At 59.1% G+C, this 16,743-nt stretch carries 14 protein-coding genes; 8 read left to right on the top strand and 6 right to left on the bottom strand.

All coding sequences use genetic code 11. The annotated features are described in order from the left end of the window. The first annotated feature begins 94 nt into the window (after window positions 1-94). Window positions 95-694: a superoxide dismutase gene (locus ACR0MV_RS04580; RefSeq protein ID WP_480701117.1), complete on the top strand. Its 600-nt coding sequence runs from the start codon at window positions 95-97 to the stop codon at window positions 692-694. A gap of 153 nt (window positions 695-847) precedes the next feature. Here ACR0MV_RS04580 and ACR0MV_RS04575 read toward each other — a convergent pair whose 3' ends face one another. Next, a complete protein-coding gene (locus tag ACR0MV_RS04575; RefSeq protein WP_480701116.1) occupies window positions 848-1,420 on the bottom strand; it encodes a hypothetical protein in 573 nt (190 codons plus the stop codon). Between the two features lie 393 nt (window positions 1,421-1,813). On the opposite strand from ACR0MV_RS04575, the gene ACR0MV_RS04570 reads away from it, so the two are divergent. Further along, window positions 1,814-2,266: a baeRF12 domain-containing protein gene (locus tag ACR0MV_RS04570; protein ID WP_170428230.1), complete on the top strand. Its 453-nt coding sequence runs from the start codon at window positions 1,814-1,816 to the stop codon at window positions 2,264-2,266. A 47-nt stretch (window positions 2,267-2,313) separates the two neighbouring features. Here ACR0MV_RS04570 and ACR0MV_RS04565 read toward each other — a convergent pair whose 3' ends face one another. Continuing rightward, window positions 2,314-2,865 carry an LOG family protein gene (locus tag ACR0MV_RS04565; RefSeq protein WP_170428227.1) on the bottom strand — a complete coding sequence of 184 codons (552 nt, stop codon included), beginning with the start codon at window positions 2,863-2,865 and terminating at the stop codon, window positions 2,314-2,316. 126 nt (window positions 2,866-2,991) lie between these two features. Between ACR0MV_RS04565 and ACR0MV_RS04560 the strand changes: the two genes are divergently transcribed. The 3 genes from ACR0MV_RS04560 (at window position 2,992) to ACR0MV_RS04550 (ending at window position 6,672) form a co-directional block, all read left to right on the top strand. After that, window positions 2,992-4,323, top strand: a complete 1,332-nt coding sequence (locus ACR0MV_RS04560) for a LysM peptidoglycan-binding domain-containing protein (protein ID WP_480701115.1) — start codon at window positions 2,992-2,994, stop codon at window positions 4,321-4,323. Between the two features lie 78 nt (window positions 4,324-4,401). Then, window positions 4,402-6,201, top strand: a complete 1,800-nt coding sequence (locus ACR0MV_RS04555; protein ID WP_480701114.1) for an ABCB family ABC transporter ATP-binding protein/permease — start codon at window positions 4,402-4,404, stop codon at window positions 6,199-6,201. A gap of 147 nt (window positions 6,202-6,348) precedes the next feature. Beyond that, window positions 6,349-6,672, top strand: a complete 324-nt coding sequence (locus tag ACR0MV_RS04550; RefSeq protein WP_480701113.1) for a hypothetical protein — start codon at window positions 6,349-6,351, stop codon at window positions 6,670-6,672. A 122-nt stretch (window positions 6,673-6,794) separates the two neighbouring features. On the opposite strand, the gene ACR0MV_RS04545 is transcribed toward ACR0MV_RS04550, so the two are convergent. The 4 genes from ACR0MV_RS04545 to ACR0MV_RS04530 all read right to left on the bottom strand — a co-directional run bounded on the left by ACR0MV_RS04545 (window position 6,795) and on the right by ACR0MV_RS04530 (window position 12,856). Further along, window positions 6,795-7,043 (bottom strand): hypothetical protein, encoded by a 249-nt coding sequence (locus ACR0MV_RS04545; protein WP_480701112.1) that lies wholly within the window; start codon window positions 7,041-7,043, stop codon window positions 6,795-6,797. A gap of 297 nt (window positions 7,044-7,340) precedes the next feature. Next, window positions 7,341-7,730, bottom strand: a complete 390-nt coding sequence (gene speD, locus ACR0MV_RS04540; RefSeq protein ID WP_480701111.1) for an adenosylmethionine decarboxylase — start codon at window positions 7,728-7,730, stop codon at window positions 7,341-7,343. A 99-nt stretch (window positions 7,731-7,829) separates the two neighbouring features. Then, window positions 7,830-11,627 (bottom strand): efflux RND transporter permease subunit, encoded by a 3,798-nt coding sequence (locus ACR0MV_RS04535; RefSeq protein WP_480701110.1) that lies wholly within the window; start codon window positions 11,625-11,627, stop codon window positions 7,830-7,832. Beyond that, window positions 11,624-12,856, bottom strand: a complete 1,233-nt coding sequence (locus ACR0MV_RS04530; protein WP_480701109.1) for an efflux RND transporter periplasmic adaptor subunit — start codon at window positions 12,854-12,856, stop codon at window positions 11,624-11,626. Before ACR0MV_RS04530 ends, ACR0MV_RS04535 begins: the two co-directional genes overlap by 4 nt. Window positions 12,857-13,082: 226 nt before the next feature. Between ACR0MV_RS04530 and ACR0MV_RS04525 the strand changes: the two genes are divergently transcribed. Genes ACR0MV_RS04525 through der form a run of 3 tightly spaced genes read left to right on the top strand, consistent with a single transcriptional unit; the run spans window position 13,083 to window position 16,631 of the window. After that, the gene (locus tag ACR0MV_RS04525) at window positions 13,083-13,754 is read left to right on the top strand and encodes a hypothetical protein (RefSeq protein ID WP_480701108.1); all 672 of its coding nucleotides are present in this window, start codon (window positions 13,083-13,085) and stop codon (window positions 13,752-13,754) included. 42 nt (window positions 13,755-13,796) lie between these two features. Next, the gene (locus ACR0MV_RS04520) at window positions 13,797-15,119 is read left to right on the top strand and encodes a PQQ-like beta-propeller repeat protein (protein ID WP_480701107.1); all 1,323 of its coding nucleotides are present in this window, start codon (window positions 13,797-13,799) and stop codon (window positions 15,117-15,119) included. 48 nt (window positions 15,120-15,167) lie between these two features. Continuing rightward, window positions 15,168-16,631, top strand: a complete 1,464-nt coding sequence (gene der / locus ACR0MV_RS04515; RefSeq protein WP_480701106.1) for a ribosome biogenesis GTPase Der — start codon at window positions 15,168-15,170, stop codon at window positions 16,629-16,631. Window positions 16,632-16,743: the final 112 nt, after the last annotated feature.

Genomic DNA, 16,743 nt, shown 5'->3' with positions numbered 1-16,743 from the left:
CCTCCGGGTTTTCTTGTCTCGGCCCTTGACCTGCGGCGGTTGCCAAAGCATTTAACCCTTGGGAACCGCAACTTACATTTAACAGGGGGCCGACATGGCTTTTGAACTTCCTGATCTTCCTTATGCACATGACGCGCTGGCAGCCAAGGGTATGTCCGCGGAAACGTTGGAATATCACCACGACCTGCACCACAAAGCCTATGTCGACAACGGCAACAAGCTGATCGCCGGGACCGAGTGGGACGGCAAGTCGCTGGAAGAGATCATCGTCGGCACCTACGATGCAGGCGCAGTTGCTCAAAACGGCATCTTCAACAACATCAGCCAGCTGTGGAACCACAACCAGTTCTGGGAGATGATGGGCCCCGGCGGCAACGCAATGCCTGGTGAGCTGGAAAAGGCTCTGGTCGAAAGCTTTGGTTCGGTTGACGAATTCAAATCGCAGTTCAGCGCAGCTGGCGCAGGTCAGTTCGGCTCGGGCTGGGCGTGGCTGGTCAAGAACGCAGACGGTTCGCTGGCCGTAACCAAGACCGAGAACGGCGTGAACCCGCTGTGCTTTGGTCAAACCGCTCTGCTGGGTTGCGACGTGTGGGAGCACTCGTACTACATCGACTTCCGCAACAAGCGCCCGGCTTACCTGTCGAACTTCCTCGACAACCTGGTGAACTGGGAAAACGTTGCATCGCGGATGTAATCATTGACCCGATAAGGGTTAATCAAGGGCCTGCTGGTGGTGACACTGGCAGGCTTCTTTTTTGCGCGACTGTTTCCGCCTTTGGAACCGATATCGAACGAGTGTTTAGAGCCCTAGGTGTCAAATACTGCGATACTTTGACGACGAGGGATTTCAATAACAACGCTGAAACATCTTCGACGTGTTACCACTGCCCTTCGTGCAATCCTGGAACCAAAGCTCATAGCGAATGCCATATTGTGAAAGCGCCAGAAATACTCGGTGTGGGTCCATTCCTGCGGCTTCTCGATCAATGATCAGGACACGATCATCGGTCAAATGAAGCTCAAAGCGTTCGCGGGTTTCGGTGTATTCACCATCGCTGTCTTTGCTTGTTTGGCTCGTTTCCAAACGCAGCGCCTTGGCGATCTGCCCAAGTTCGACGTCCATCGGTAAGTTCTCGGATGGTATGGCTACATCCCACACAAGCCTGCCTGCGCCGATTGTAGCTTTCCAATCGCCCGATGCTCGGAAAATGCGCCAAATTCTAAAGAGCGCGCTCATTGCAAAAACGCCGCTTGCCAAGGCGCAAAGAGCAAAAACTGCTTTGAAAAATGCCCCGATATGGTCGGCGGGGTGAATTGTAAAAACGTAAAGTGCGGGCCAAATCAGCCCGAGGCAAACCCAAGCGATTTGCGTGCTGGCGACGCGTAGCTTCGACGAATGGATGACGGTTAGTTCTCTCACATAAACACGCTTTCACGGAACTGTATCAAAAATATGGCAAAGTCTGCATCAGACGGACGAGCGATCCTCACAATCACGAAAGATATCGGCCGCTCATAGCACCACACTTAACACTTTTTTGCCGGCTTTAGCTGACACCAAAAAAACGCGCCGTTCACCTGCGCCGATAAAGCTTAGAGCTTTGTCGCAGGTGGAAACTTGCCTATACGTCAACTTTCGAATTGAGACCTATTGTACGCGGCCCCGCAATACTTAGCTAAGATATGCGGAAGGGAGAGAGCCGCAAACCACTAAGAGCACTGTCAGGCAACGCGCTGAATGACTTCGGCGCGTCTCGGGAGAGGTGTGTCTGACGCATGAGGAATGGCATCAACGCCACAACAGGAGAACGCTATGGTCGAACTTGCACAGGGAACATGGGTTGTTATTGCCGACGGGGAAAAGGCGCTGTTCATGGAGAATGTCACCGACGCCGAAGATCCCAATCTGGTTGTCGTATCCGTCGAGGAAAGCGATGGCGCGAACGCCAAACCGTCTGATCGGGCAGGTCGCCGATATGACACGGCGCCGAACCAGAAATCGGCGATGGAAGAGGGTAAATGGAAGACCCATGCCAAATCCCTGTTTGTGCAGGACGTGGCCAATCTGTTGAACCGGAAAGGGCTGAAAGGCGCTTACAAACGGCTGGTTCTAGTGGCCAGTCCGCATGTCCTTGGGTTGCTGCGCCGACGGTTGCACAGCGAGGTGCTGGGCAAGGTGATTGCCGAAGTCGACAAGACGCTGACGAACCATCCTCTGCACAAGGTCGAACAGGTTCTGCGTAGCCGTCTTGCGCCCGCGACCTGACCTAGAAAGCCAGACGGGCGGTCCTGGCCGCCCGTTCATCGCGCAATTCAGGTAAGACTTGACCTGAGCGCCGACATCGCAGCCTCGGGGCTATCGACCCAGGTTATGAAACCCGCAAGCGAGGCGTCGGCGAAGCCTTGGCCGATGACCTGCTGCAATAGCTCCTTCAGCGTATCCCAGTAGCCATCCACATTCATGATCAGAATGGGCTTGTCGTGCAGGCCCAGCTGCCGCCATGTCAGCGCCTCGAACAGCTCGTCCAGTGAGCCGGGGCCGCCGGGCAGGACGACGACCGCATCGGCATTCATAATCATGACCTTCTTGCGCTCATGCATCGTCTCGGTCACGACAAAGCTCGTCAGGTCTGTTTTGCCGACCTCGCGTCGCAGCAGATGAACTGGGATGACGCCAAAGGTATCGCCCCCGGCGGACTGCGCCGCGCGGGCGACTTCGCCCATCAGGCCCACATCCCCGGCACCGTAGACCAGCCTCCAGTCTTCGTTTGCTAGCAATTCGCCGAACCGGCGCGCGGCCTCGGAATAGGCCGGAATCGCGCCATTTCGTGACCCGCAATACACACAGACAGATTTCTGAGACATGGAATGGCTTCTCCGGGCTTGTATCTGAGGTTTTGACCCCTGATAGCGGGATTGATAGATTGGCTCAACCGTCAGGCAGAATGTGTTATACTCAAGGCACTTGCGCTGCGGAGTGAAAGGAAAAGAATGGACTCCAAGTCGGGAAGCGAAAGCTCGGGGGCATTCGCCTGGGGGGCGATAGCGGGTGTTGTCGTGGTGCTCGGCGCGGGCGGGTTGTACCTGTCTGGAATATTTGGACCCGGCCCGCAGGACGAGGTGTCTGAACCGGATGTAGCCGTCGCAACCACCGAAAGTTCCGCGCCTACAACCCAAACATCAGAGGAGCAGGCGCCAGCAGAGGCCGAGCAACCTGCGCCCGCACCAGAGGATACGACCGCAACCGCACCGGATGATACGGCTAGTGCTGCGGCCGAGGACACTGCCGAGGCGGACCCGGTCATTCCTGCGCCGACGCTGGACCAGATTTTTGTCGAACCCGACGGCAACACGCTTTTGTCCGGGAATGCCAAGCCGGGATCCGACGTGCGTGTCCTGTTGGATGGTGAGCAGGTGCACAGCTTTACTGTCGACGCGTCGGGTCAGTTTGCCGAGTTTTTGTCGATCCCGTTCTCGGAGAATGCTCGGGGTCTGACATTGGAAACTGAGGGCGCGGATGCCCCTCTGCGCTCAGATGATTACTTGATTGCAGCTTTGCCCGAGCCAGAACCGGAGCCCGAGCAGATCGCCGTCGCCGAATCGGAGGAGCCAACTCCTGCGGAGGACACCGCTGCGCAATCCGAGACACCGGCCGTGCCTGCGGATGAAGCGGCTGCTGAGGTCGAAACGGCGGATGCCGGTACAGAACAAACTGAACAGACGGCCCAAGAGGCCGCCGAGGGCGTCGCGGAAGATACCCAAAATCAACAAGTTGCTGTGCTGCGTTCAGGTGAGGATGGGGTTGAGCTGGTGCAAGCCCCGACTGCGGAAACCAGCGCGCCGGAAGAGGTTGCTCTGGACACGATCGGTTATTCCGATGTGGGTGACGTCGAACTGACGGGGCGCGTGCCGGACGGGTCGGCGGTGCGCCTATATCTGGACAATCAGCTTGTCGACGATCTGTCGCCAGCGGATGACGGCAAATGGCGCAGCGAATTGGAGGGGATCGACCCAGGCGTCTACACCCTGCGTGTGGATGAGGTCGCTTCGGACGGAACCGTCGTCAGCCGCCTGGAGACGCCGTTCAAGCGCGAGCCTCTTGAGGTGCTGCGTGCCGCCGAAGCCAGCGATGAGCCCGAGGCCGCGCCCGAAGCGTCTGCAATCCGAGCTGTGACCGTACAGGAGGGCGACACGCTCTGGGCGATTTCTAGGGACCGGTTTGGTGACGGAATCCTCTACGTCAAGCTGTTCGAGGCCAATCGCGACTCGATCCGTGATCCTGACCTGATCTACCCGGGCCAGATTTTCACAATCCCCGAATAACCCTTGGTCTCTGGCCCCAGCGGGGCCAGGGACTATCTCTGACCGCAGATCAGGTACGTGATGAGACGAGCAGCCCCTATGACCTCAGAAGATATGCCTGCGACGGACGAACGCCGCTCTGGTTGGCGCACGATCCGCAAGGTCGCGCCTTACCTTTGGCCCGATAATGAGCCTTGGGTGAAGCGTCGCGTCGTGTTGGCGATGGGGATGCTGGTGCTGGCCAAGCTGATCGCGGTTTACACGCCGATCTTGTACAAAGGGGCGGTCGACAGTCTGGCGGGTGAGGGCGTGCCGCCTCTGGCGCTGGGCGCAGTGGGTTTGACTGTGGCCTATGGCGTTGCGCGGTTGTTTACCGTGGGGTTCCAACAGCTCCGCGATGCGGCCTTTGCCCCGGTTGGGCAGCGCGCGTTGCGGGCACTGGCGCTTGAGACTTTCCAGCATATCCACCAGCTGTCCATGCGCTATCACGTGACACGCCGCACCGGAGGCCTGAGCCGCATCATCGAACGCGGCGTGAAAGGCGTCGAGTTTCTGCTGCGCTTCCTGCTGTTCTCTATCGGCCCGTTGATCCTTGAACTGTTGCTGGTCGCGATCATCCTGATGTGGCTGTTTGACGTCTGGTATCTGGTCGTTGTGGCCGTGACTATCGGGCTTTACATCTGGTTCACCTTTGCCGTGACCGAGTGGCGCGTGAAACTGCGGCGCGAGATGAACGATCAGGATACCGAGGCCAACCAGCGCGCCATCGATAGCCTGTTGAACTTTGAAACCGTCAAGTACTTCAACGCCGAAACGCGCGAAGCGGAACGGTATGACGTGTCGATGAAGGCCTATGCGGGCGCCGCGTTGAAGACCGCGTATTCGCTCGCTTTCCTGAATTTTGGTCAGTCCTTTTTGATCACCTGTGGTCTGATCGGAGTGATGGTTCTGGCGGCCATTGGCGTACAGCAGGGCAGTCTGACCGTAGGCGATTTCGTTATGGTCAACGCGTATATGATCCAGATCACCGTGCCTTTGAACTTCCTCGGCACCGTCTATCGTGAAATCCGCCAATCGCTGGTGGATATGGGGCAGATGTTCGACCTGCTAGAGCAACCGGCCGAGGTGCAGGACAAGCCCGGCGCGCCGGATCTGGCGGTCAACGGCGGCGAAGTGACCTTGGACCATGTGCATTTCGGCTATGACCCCGATCGCGAGATTCTCAAGGGCGTTTCTTTGACGGTGCCCGCTGGGCAAACTGTGGCCATCGTGGGGGCCACAGGGTCCGGCAAGTCCACCATCGGGCGATTGCTGTTCCGGTTCTATGATGTCACGGGCGGCGCGCTGAAGATCGACGGGCAGGATGTGCGCGACGTGACGCAGTCCAGCCTGCACGCGGCCATTGGCGTCGTGCCGCAGGACACGGTGCTGTTCAATGACACCATTCGCTACAACATCGCCTATGGCCGTGACGGTGCCACGCAAGCCGAAGTGGAAGAGGCTGCAAAAGCCGCGCAGATCCACGACTTTATCGAGACGCTTCCTGAAGGCTATGACACCAAGGTTGGTGAGCGTGGGCTGAAATTGTCCGGTGGTGAAAAGCAGAGGGTGGGCATCGCGCGGACCTTGCTCAAAAACCCTCCAATCCTGTTGCTGGACGAGGCGACCTCGGCCCTGGATACGGACACCGAGCAGGACATCAAGGACGCGCTTGCGCGGGCAGGTGAGGGGCGCACTGTTCTGACCATCGCGCATCGCCTCAGCACCATTGCCGAAGCGGACCGTATCGTGGTTCTGGAGCGCGGCGAAATCCTTGAGCAAGGCACGCATGATGAGCTGTTGCAACGCGAGGGGCGCTACGCGCAACTCTGGAGCCGCCAGCAAGCTGACGCTGCCTGACCATTAGGTGGGGATTTTGCTCAACACAGGCAATCGAAAAACTGATTTTTCATCGAAGTTTAAATTGACGTTTATTTCTTCGATGACAAGGTACGCGCAGGCACGGTGCATGACACTTTGGCTGAACCCAAAAATGAGGAATAACTGATGAAAATGCGTGCAGCAGCTGCGTTACTCGCAACTGTTTTTATGGCGACTTCGGCAAGCGCCGAGGACCTTGAATTTCTGATCGTCAACGATTCCAGCGCGGACTTGGTGGAGTTCAATGTCTCCCCCGCGTCGTCCGATAGCTGGGAAGGCAATCTGCTAAGGGGTGGCTATCTGGCACCCGACTACGAGATTGACGTTGTTATCGCCGATGGTCTGACCACATGCGTTTACGATATTCGCGGCGGGTTCGATGATGGATCGTCGGTTGAAGACTATGGCCTAAACCTGTGTGATCTCGGTGAGTATGTCTTTACCGACTAAGTCACAAAAAAGAAACATGGCGAACCTTGAGGTTCGCCATATTGCTTATCATCAGCCTTAAGCGGTGGCGTGGGGGCTGATCCGGTCGATCATCTGAAGCCTTGCTTGGAGCCGGCGCAGTTTCATCCTTCCCAAACAACTTCCTTTGCCTGAGCTTTAAGGGTAGCGCGGCCGACGGCCATATCCTGTGCGACCGGGCCGAAGCGACCGGTCGCGGGGCGCGCCAGCGCTCTGCCAAGCCACACAGAATAGGTGGTCACCCACACACGCATCGCCAGGAAGGACGGCGTCACGATCAACGTCAGAATAGTCGCGATGCCCAGCCCAAAGACTTCGGCAGTCGCCAGCCGCTTCCGCCAAAGGGCCGTCAAGCCGATTGGGGAGGTCAGTCAAGTGCCGCGCACATCGGATGGCTACTCGGGGCAGATGCCCAAGCAGCGGATTGATTTCACTACCAGTTCCCACTGCGTCATAAGCGCATCTTACGATGCCAACCGGGTTGTGAACCTCACTCCTAACTGGAAATCGCGCACCATCGATCCGAGCGTTAGTCTGTTTCTTGGAGGCCCAGAGCACGCCCCTTCACGCCTTTCTTGTTCAAGCGCGATAGGGGGGCAATGAAACAATTGTTGCAAGAGAACGCCCGGCGTGCTTCCTGTATTCGTCGTTCAGAAACCCGCGACAGCCAATCTGGGAACGGTCTGCCCGACCAGACCGCGTCTGATGGACTGGACTTTGACGCTTTGCGGTCGGAAATAGTCTTCCAATACATCAAGGCTGCGCTGCGGTTGCGCTTCGCCACACATAAAGATGTCGATGGCGGCATAGCCGTGTTCCGGCCAAGTATGGACCGAGATATGGGACTCGGCCAACAAAGCCACGCCGGTAAACCCCGCCCGTTGTCCAAAGTCATGGGTCTTGAGGCCAAGAATATCGGCCTTGGCCGCAAGGGCGGCACGCCTCAGCGCATCTGCTCCGGGGAGTGGGTCATGAAGGGCAGTTGCGTCGAAGAAGTCGGCGATCAGGTGCAGGCCCAATGAGGTTGAGTATCCATCCATGAAAAGCGTGGTCCAAAAAACAGGCTGCTGTGACATCGATAGACTTTTGTCTGCGTGAGTCAATTATGGCTTCGCGGCACTTTCCGATATCGCTTTTGGCTACTCAGCCGCCTTCAAAGGCGTTTTCGGTGGATGATCGGGGCGATCGTCCGTTCCGGCCTCGGGCTGCCCAGACTCGGGTGTTCCATCATCCCATACAACTTCTGTTGTTTGAGCCTGACGGGCGGCGCGACCCACGGCCATATCCTGGGCGATTTGGCTTGAGCGTCCTGCGGTCGCCCGTGCCAGCGCCTTGGCCAGCCACACGGCATAGGTGGTCACCCACACCCGCAGCGCCAGGAAGGACGGCGTCACGATCAAGGTCAGGATAGTCGCGATGCCCAGCCCAAAGACGACGGCAGTCGCCAACTGCTTCCACCACAGGGCCGTCGGGCTGTTGATCGAATAGCCGCCGTTGATGAAGTCCAACGACAGGCCGAACATCATTGGGGTCAGACCTGCCATCGTGGTCAGGGTGGTCAGCAGAACCGGACGGATACGCGCCTCGGCCGTGCGGATGATGGCTTCGATCCGGGGCATATAGCGGCTGTATTCCTGATAGGTATCGATCAGAACAATGTTGTTGTTCACCACGATACCCGCCAGCGCCACGATCCCGGTGCCCGTCATGATGATCGAGAACGGTTGTTGCATGACCATCATTCCGATCAGGACGCCCGTGGTCGACAAAACAACAGCCAGCAGCACCAGCACCGAGTTGTAGAACGAGTTGAACTGCGCCAGCAGGATCACGAACATCAGGCCCAAAGCACCCAGAAAGGCGCTCTGCAGGAAGGCTCCGGATTCTTCCTGTTCTTCCTGATCACCGGTCCATTCCCAGTCGACGGCGCTGCCAAAGGGGTCGGTGTTCAACCACTCGGTCAGAACGGCGATACGTTCGTTGGGGTTGATCAGCACGATCCGCGCGTCGCCATCCTCAAGGCTTGTGCGCACCTCATCGGCACTTCCAGCACCGGTCAGCATCATCAACTCGTATGTGCCACCGGTCGGGCCAGCAAAGGTTGATCCAGTTGGCTCGACATCCTCGGGGATCTCACGCACAACGGCCAGACGTTGCTCTGTCCCGTCTGAGTTATTTGTCACAACCTTGCTCAGCCCCGGTTCAACATCGGCTTTTACGTCGTAATAGCGCTGTTGGTTGATCCGGTTGATCTCGGCCAGTTTGGCCACGGGTTTGCGCGTGACAAAGTTCGACAATGGTACCAGACCGTCGGGTGTGCGGACTTTGAGCGTATCCAGCGTGGACAATACCCGGTCAGAGTCGGGAAAGCGCACGCGGATTTCGATTTCTTCGTCCACACCCTCGGGGCGCATTTCACCCAGAAGCAATCCGCGCGTGACCAGTTGCACCATCGCACCAACCGTTGCCACATCCGCACCGAACCGTCCCGCCTTGGCGACGTCCACGTCGATCTGCCAATCGATACCGGGCAGGGGCAACGTGTCTTCGATCTTGATCAGGCCGGGGGTGGCGTCGAACGCTTCACGGGCGGCGACTGTGGCCGTTGTGAGCTCTTCCCAGCCATCTGCCTTGATGCGCAGGTGGACCGGCTTGGCCGAGGCGGGCCCTTGCTCCAATGGCTCGATCTCGACCACGAAACCCGGAATTTTTGCTAGTTCGGCGTTCAGTTCTTCTAAAACAAAATTGCCGTCATACTCGGGCGCAATGGTCTGACGATCCAGCAAGCCGCCGAGGATTGGCTCGGATAGGTTTGGCCGATCTTCCCACGGAATGATCTCGAACTGTACGCGACCGACCGTATCGGCCGGAGCTTGCGCGCCGCCGTTGTTTTGGTTCAGACCACCTTCGCCTGCAAAGGCAAAGACGTTTACCACGGCGGGATGCGCGCTGATGATTTCCTCGGCAGCCAGAACCATCTGGTCTTTTTCAACCAGCGAGATGTTGCCGCGCGCACGGACAAAGGCAGTGGCCTGTTCCGGTTCGGTTTCCACAAAGAACTCAACACCGCGGTTGTTGTTGCCGAAGGCTGTCATGACGCCGACGATCGCAAAACCGATCAGGACAATCGAAACGATCGGCATGATCGGGTTGCCGACTAGAAACTTGATGACGTAGCCAAACAGCGTATGTTCGCGCGCAGTATGCACATGCTGATCCGGCGCGCGTTCGATCCGCGCCGCGCTGAGCGTGACCGACCCCGCAAATCCGCCCAAGATGAACAAAGCCGCGCCTAACAACACGCCGCCCGATGCGCCCTCGGGCAGCAAATACGCGGGGTTCAAAAGCTGCATTGCGCCAAGGAAAATCATATAAAGTGCGGGCGGTACCATGACGGCCCGAACCCACCAAGGCGTTCTCGCACGCAGCCAGTCCGAGTTGCGGTCGAATACCCGGCTCATGCGGCCCGAAACACCGCCCATCACCGGCAGATAGACAAGCGCCACCACCAACGAGGCCGACAGAACAAAGATCAGCGTGATTGGCAGCATCTTCATGAACTCGCCGGGAACACCGGGCCAGAACAGCATTGGCAGGAAGGCGCAGAGCGTCGTGGCCGTTGAAGAGACGATGGGCCAGAACATCCGCTGCGCCGCCTCGACATAGGCATGCATTGGGCCGACGCCCTCTTTGATGCGCTTGTCGGCATATTCCACGACGACGATGGCCCCGTCGACCAGCATCCCCACGGCCAAGATCAGCCCGAACATCACCATGTTCGAGATCGTGACCCCGATCATCGCCAGAAACGCGAAACACAGCAGGAACGAGGTCGGGATGGCAAAGCCCACCAACAGCGCCGCGCGGGTGCCGAGTGAGGCCAGAACAACGATCATAACCAGAGCGACCGCGGTCAGAACCGAGCCTTCCAGCTGGCTGACCATCGAGCCGACGATCCGGCTTTGGTCATTCGATGTGCCCAGCTGAATTGCGGCCTGCATTTCGGGCGGCCATTTGGTCTGTGCGGTGGCAATGGTGGCCTTCACGGCGTCGACCGTGTCGATCAGGTTATAGCCCTTGCGCTTGACCACCTGCAACGCGACGGTCTGTTCGCCGTTGAAACGGGCGGTGCCTTCGCGGTCTTCAAAGGTGTAGTTGACCTGTGCCAGTTCTCCCAGCGTGACGACGCGGTCGCCGTTCACCTTGACCGGCAGGCCATACACGTCCTGCGCGGTTTTGAACGATGACGGGATCTTGACCGAGAACGTGCCCTGCGCCGTTTCAACCTCGCCCGCTGCGATCAACTGGTTGTTGTTGCGCACGACGTTGATCAATTCATCCGCGGTAACGTTATAAGCCTCAAGCCGAAGGGGGTCGATCAGGACCTCAAGCAATTCGTCACGATTGCCCGCGATACCCGCTTCAAGCACCGAGTCCAAAGCCTCAAGGTCGTCCTGCAGATTTTTTGCGATGCGGGCCATCGTGCGTTCGGGTACAGCGCCGGTCAGGTTGACGATGACGATGGGGAATTCCGAAAAGTTAATTTCGGTCAGCGAGTATTGCTCGGCGCCTTCAGGAAACTCGGCCTGCGCGCTGTTCATCGCATCGCGTACGTCGGCCATGATCGCGGTTTTGTCCCAGCCGAACTCAAACTCAAGCGCCACACCGGCATAGCCTTCGGCGGCGGTCGAGGTCATGTCTTTCAGGCCATCAAGGTCTGCAAGCTCGGTCTCCATCGGTTTGACCAACAGGTTTTCCGAGTCCTCGGCGGAAATGCCAGGAAACTGCACCGAGACGAACAGGGCAGGGATTTCGATGTCCGGCTCACCTTCTTTCGGCAGGCTGACATAGGCAAACCCGCCGATGACCAATGAGATAGCGATAAAGGCCAGAACCATTCTGGCCCGGCCTGCGGCCCAACTGACTATTCCGGTCATTTTGCTGCTTCCCGATAAGTGGGTTCGACCATGACGCCGCGGGTGACGAACTCCTGACCCACAACGATGACGTCGACGGTTTCTGGCAGGCCGCCGACCCAGACGCCTTCGGCTGTGTCACGCAGCAGGGCGACGGGATGGAAATCAACCACATTGCCCTGGCCAACGGTGCGTACCCCCACCTGACCTTCGTTGTTGAGGGTCAGGGCCGACTGCGGCAGGAAGTGCGCCTTGGCTCCGGCGGCTGAAATACGGATATCGGCGGTTTGCCCGTCGCGGATGGCCAGCTCGGGGTTCGGAACCGTGATCTCGACTTCGAACGTGCGGGTGACTTCGTCGGCAGAGCGGCTCAGGAAGGTCACGCGACCGGCGACTTGCAGTCCGGTCACCAGTTGTGCGGTTGCCTCAGAGCCGACGATGACCCGGTTGACCTCGGTCTCGGGGACAAACCCGACCAGCTTGATCGGGTTCAGCTGAATGACGGTTGCGCACAGCGAACCGGGCTGCATCAGGCTACCCAACTCGGCGGTGTCGCTTTCCAGCAGGCCCTTGAACGGAGCTTCGATGGTCTGACGTTCGATCTCGCGCTCTGCGGCCTTGACCTCGGCTGTTGCAGCTTCGATCCCGGCGCGGGTGGCTTCCAGCCCGGCTTCTGCAGTCTTCACACCAGCCTCAGCGGTGCGCATCGCAGCCTCGCTTGAGATTCGACGAGTTTCCGAGCCAAAGCCGGTCTCGGACAGCTTGTTCGCCGCGGTCAGGTTGATCTGGGCCTCGGCCACGCGGGCGTGCGCCTCTTGCAAGCGCGCTTCGGCTTCGGGGATACGGCTTTCGGCTTCCAGCTTGGCCGCCTTGGCTTCGGCCAGACTGGCGGGGCGGGTGCCCGGATCAAGCTCGCACAGCAGGTCGCCCGCTTCGACAAAAGCACCCTTACGCTTGGGTTCCGAGATCACAGTCGAGGTGGTTTCAGCCAGAACTTCGACTTCGCGATTGGCGCGGGTCTGGCCGCGCAACTGGACAGCGTTATCAATCTCGCGCGCCGACGATCGCATGGCTACGACCCCGATGGTCAGCTGTTCTTCGCCCGAATCCGCGCCGGATTCGGTGGCTGTTTCCGGGCTTGCATCCGCTTCAGCGCGTCCGGCGAAGGCAAAAAGGCTGTCCCTCTGAAACACGAGGAAAAATAGAACAACAATAACCAATGCGGCATTTACAAGTGAAATCAATCGCATGCGGGGCTACTCCCAGAATTCGCTGCCGTGTTTTTCTTGGCGTCCATGCTAGAAAGTGGGCACGAGTATGTATGTTTTCTACGCTAAACTGAATAGTTCGGTTTATTTTTTTCCACAATAGCGAAGGCCCCCATTGTGAATGTGCGAAATCGGACCCTTGGCTTGGCGAAAGCGCCGGGGTATGACATGGCGCCATACACCAAGGATACAGCCCCGGAGGGCAGGGATGAGCGACGTCGACAGTTTTATTGATGAGGTGACCGAAGAGGTGCGCCGAGACCGCCTGTTCCTGTTATTGCGCAGATGGGGCTGGGTTGGCGTTCTTGCGGTCCTTCTGATCGTGGGCGGTGCCGCGTTTAACGAGGTGCGCAAGGCACGCGCCACCAGTCAGGCGGAACAGCTGGGGGATTCCCTTTTGGCCGCGCTGACGCAGAATCAATCCCAAGATCGGGTTGCAAGCCTGGAAGCGGTCGAAACGCAATCGCCTGGCGGCGACGCGATTCTCAACATGCTTCTGTCGGCCTCTCAGCTTGAGGCCGGGTCCGACCAAGATGCGGTTGCCAGTCTGAACGCTGTCGCAACGCAGGGCGACCTACCGGAAATCTACCGCGCCATCGCCAGCTTCAAGGCGCTTCTGCTGCAGTCCGAGACTTTGCCCGCCGCTGATCGCCGCGTTCAGTTCGAAGCGCTTGCCGCGCCTGGCGCGCCGCTGCGCTTGCTGGCCGAAGAACAACTGGCCCTGATCGATGTGTCCGAGGGCAATGTCGAGGCGGCAATCACGCGCCTGCAATCGCTGCGTCAGGATGCTGAGGTCAGCATTGATCAGCAGCAACGCGCGGCGCAGCTTATCGTAGCGCTGGGCGGCGAGCCAGAACCTCTGGTAGCCCAGCAGGGCTGATCCGGTAGCGGCAACAACATTTTCAGGCGAGTTCGGAATATCATGGTAGCAAGTCTATTTTCTCGTATTGGATTGCCGGTGGCAGCCCTGGCCCTGACCATGGTCGCAGCCTGTGAAGAGCCCGAGGTCATCCTGCCCGGTGAGCGGGAAGATATTCGTCCATCCTCTGATACCGCAACCGTCGAGACCCGTGGCTCGAAACCGATCAGCCTGCCAGCGCAAAGGGCCAACGCAAGTTGGCCGCAGAGCGCGGGCACCGCGGCGTTCCGCACGACCAACGCCCAATTGCGTGCAACGCCGCAGCGTATCTGGTCCACATCCATTGGCAAGGGCGACTCGCGTAAGCTGCGGATCACGGCCGAGCCGGTTGTTGCCGGCGGCCTGATATACACTCTGGATGCAGGTGCCACTGTTTCGGCGGTATCGCCACAAGGGCAGGTTGTTTGGAACACCAACCTGATCCCGCCGAATGATGGCGACTCGGATGCTACGGGCGGTGGCATGGCCTATGACAATGGCGTCCTATATGTGTCCTCAGGCTTTGGCCGCCTGACTGCGCTTGACGCCAGAACCGGTGCTGTCCGCTGGCAGAAGCGATTGAACGCAACCGGCAGCGGTGCGCCTTTGGTTAGCGGTGGTCTTTTGTATCTGGTCGCCGGGGACGAAACCGGCTGGGCCGTCAACACCAAAGACGGACGTATCGCCTGGCAGGTGCAAGGCACACCCAGTGTCGGCAACGTGCTCGGCGCTCCCGCGCCGGTTTTGGCATCCGATTTTTCTGTCTTCGCCTTTGGTTCGGGTGACATCGCCGCGACCTTCCGCCGGGGCGGTATTCGCCGCTGGAATGCTTCGGTCGCGGGTGGACGTCGTGGACGTGCGGCCGCGCAGATCGTGGACGTGACCGGAGGACCAATGGTCGTGGGCAACACGATCTACATCGGCAACCACTCCGGGCGCACCGTTGCGTTTGACGCCAACACAGGCGACCGCATCTGGACTGCGGACGAAGGAGCCGTCGACACTGTCTGGCCTGCTGGCAATAGCATTTTTCTGATTAGCGACCGCAGCCAGCTGGTGCGGCTGGACGCGGCCACCGGGACAATTGTCTGGGCACAGGACCTTCCGGGGTTTGTCAAAGACAGGCCAGGTCGGCGTGGACCGATCTATGCGCATTACGGCCCCATTGTGGCGGGCGGTCGCATCGTCATCGCCTCGAATGACGGCTATCTCCGCTTCTTCAACCCGGTTGATGGATCGCTGGTGAACCGTGTCGAGGTGCCCGGCGGCGCAACGACAGCACCGGTTGTGGCGGGTCAGACGCTGTACGTGGTGTCGACCAAAGGTGATTTGCACGCTTTCCGTTGACCGAAAGATGCGCTAAAGGGCGCGTCTGAGTCTTGAAAGTTGAGTATCATGTCGCTGACCCTCGCCATCGTGGGCCGCCCCAACGTGGGCAAATCCACCCTGTTCAACCGCCTTGTCGGCAAACGCCTGGCTCTGGTCGATGACCAGCCCGGCGTGACGCGTGACCTGCGCGAGGGCGAGGGACGTCTGGGTGATCTGCGCTTTACCGTGATCGACACCGCAGGTCTTGAGGACGCGACCGACGACAGCCTGCAAGGCCGCATGCGTCGCCTGACCGAGCGCGCGGTGGATATGGCGGACGTTTGTCTGTTCATGATCGACGCTCGTGTCGGCATCACACCGACGGATGAGATGTTCGCGGAAATCCTGCGCAAACGATCGAAACACGTGATCCTTGCAGCCAACAAGGCCGAAGGCAGCGCTGCGGATGCCGGTGTGCTCGAGGCTTATAACCTCGGTCTGGGTGAGCCCGTCCGACTGTCGGGCGAGCATGGCGAAGGGATGACCGATCTCTATACCCAGCTGATGCCACTGGCCGATGCCGCCGAAGAGCAGGCGGTCGACGATGCGCCGGAAACCGATATCGACCTTGACGAAGACGGCGAGGGTGAGACACCTCTGATCACAGCGGCCAAACCGCTGCAGGTGGCCGTTGTCGGGCGTCCGAACGCTGGTAAATCGACGTTGATCAACAAGATCATGGGCGAAGATCGGTTGCTGACCGGACCCGAAGCCGGGATTACCCGCGACGCCATCAGCCTGCGCATCGACTGGGCCGACCCGGATGGGGAAACCACGCCCATGCGGATCTTTGATACCGCGGGCATGCGCAAAAAGGCGAAGGTGCAGGAAAAGCTTGAAAAGCTATCGGTCTCTGACGGTCTGCGCGCGGTGAAATTCGCTGAGGTCGTAGTGGTCCTGCTAGACGCGGCTATTCCGTTCGAACAGCAAGACCTGCGCATCGCCGATCTGGCCGAACGCGAAGGCCGCGCCGTCGTTGTTGCGATCAACAAATGGGACATCGAAGAGGACAAGCAGGAAAAGCTGCGGGATCTGAAAGAGTCGTTCGAGCGTTTGCTGCCGCAACTGCGTGGTGCCCCGCTGGTGACGGTTTCAGCAAAAACCGGCCGTGGGTTGGAGCGTCTGCGCGCCGCCATTCTGCGTGCCCATGACATCTGGAACCGCCGCGTCCCGACGGCTGCATTGAACCGTTGGCTGACGGCCATGTTGGAACAGCACCCGCCGCCAGCCCCGCAAGGCCGCCGGATCAAGCTGCGTTACATGACCCAAGCCAAGACCCGCCCGCCGGGGTTCGTCGTAATGTGCTCGCACCCAGACAAGATGCCTGCCAGTTATACGCGGTATCTGGTCAACGGACTGCGCGAGGATTTCGACATGCCGGGCACGCCGATCCGCCTAACGTTGCGCGGGCAAGGGGACAAGAACCCCTACAAAGGTCGCCGCAAGAAAAATGCCGGTGCCTTGGCTAAACATCTCAAGGGTCGCGCGTAACTGCGCCAATTTTCAGCATTTTCGGCTGAGGGGCGTGACAGCCCCATTTCCCCACGCTAGCATTCACTGGCGTGCATCTGTTTTTTGCGCGTGTTTTTTCACGCGGAGATTC

The sequence above is a fragment of the Ruegeria sp. BC3 genome (assembly GCF_056539265.1).
Note: the sequence above shows the minus strand (reverse complement) of the source record. Positions and strands in the feature narration are given on the sequence as shown.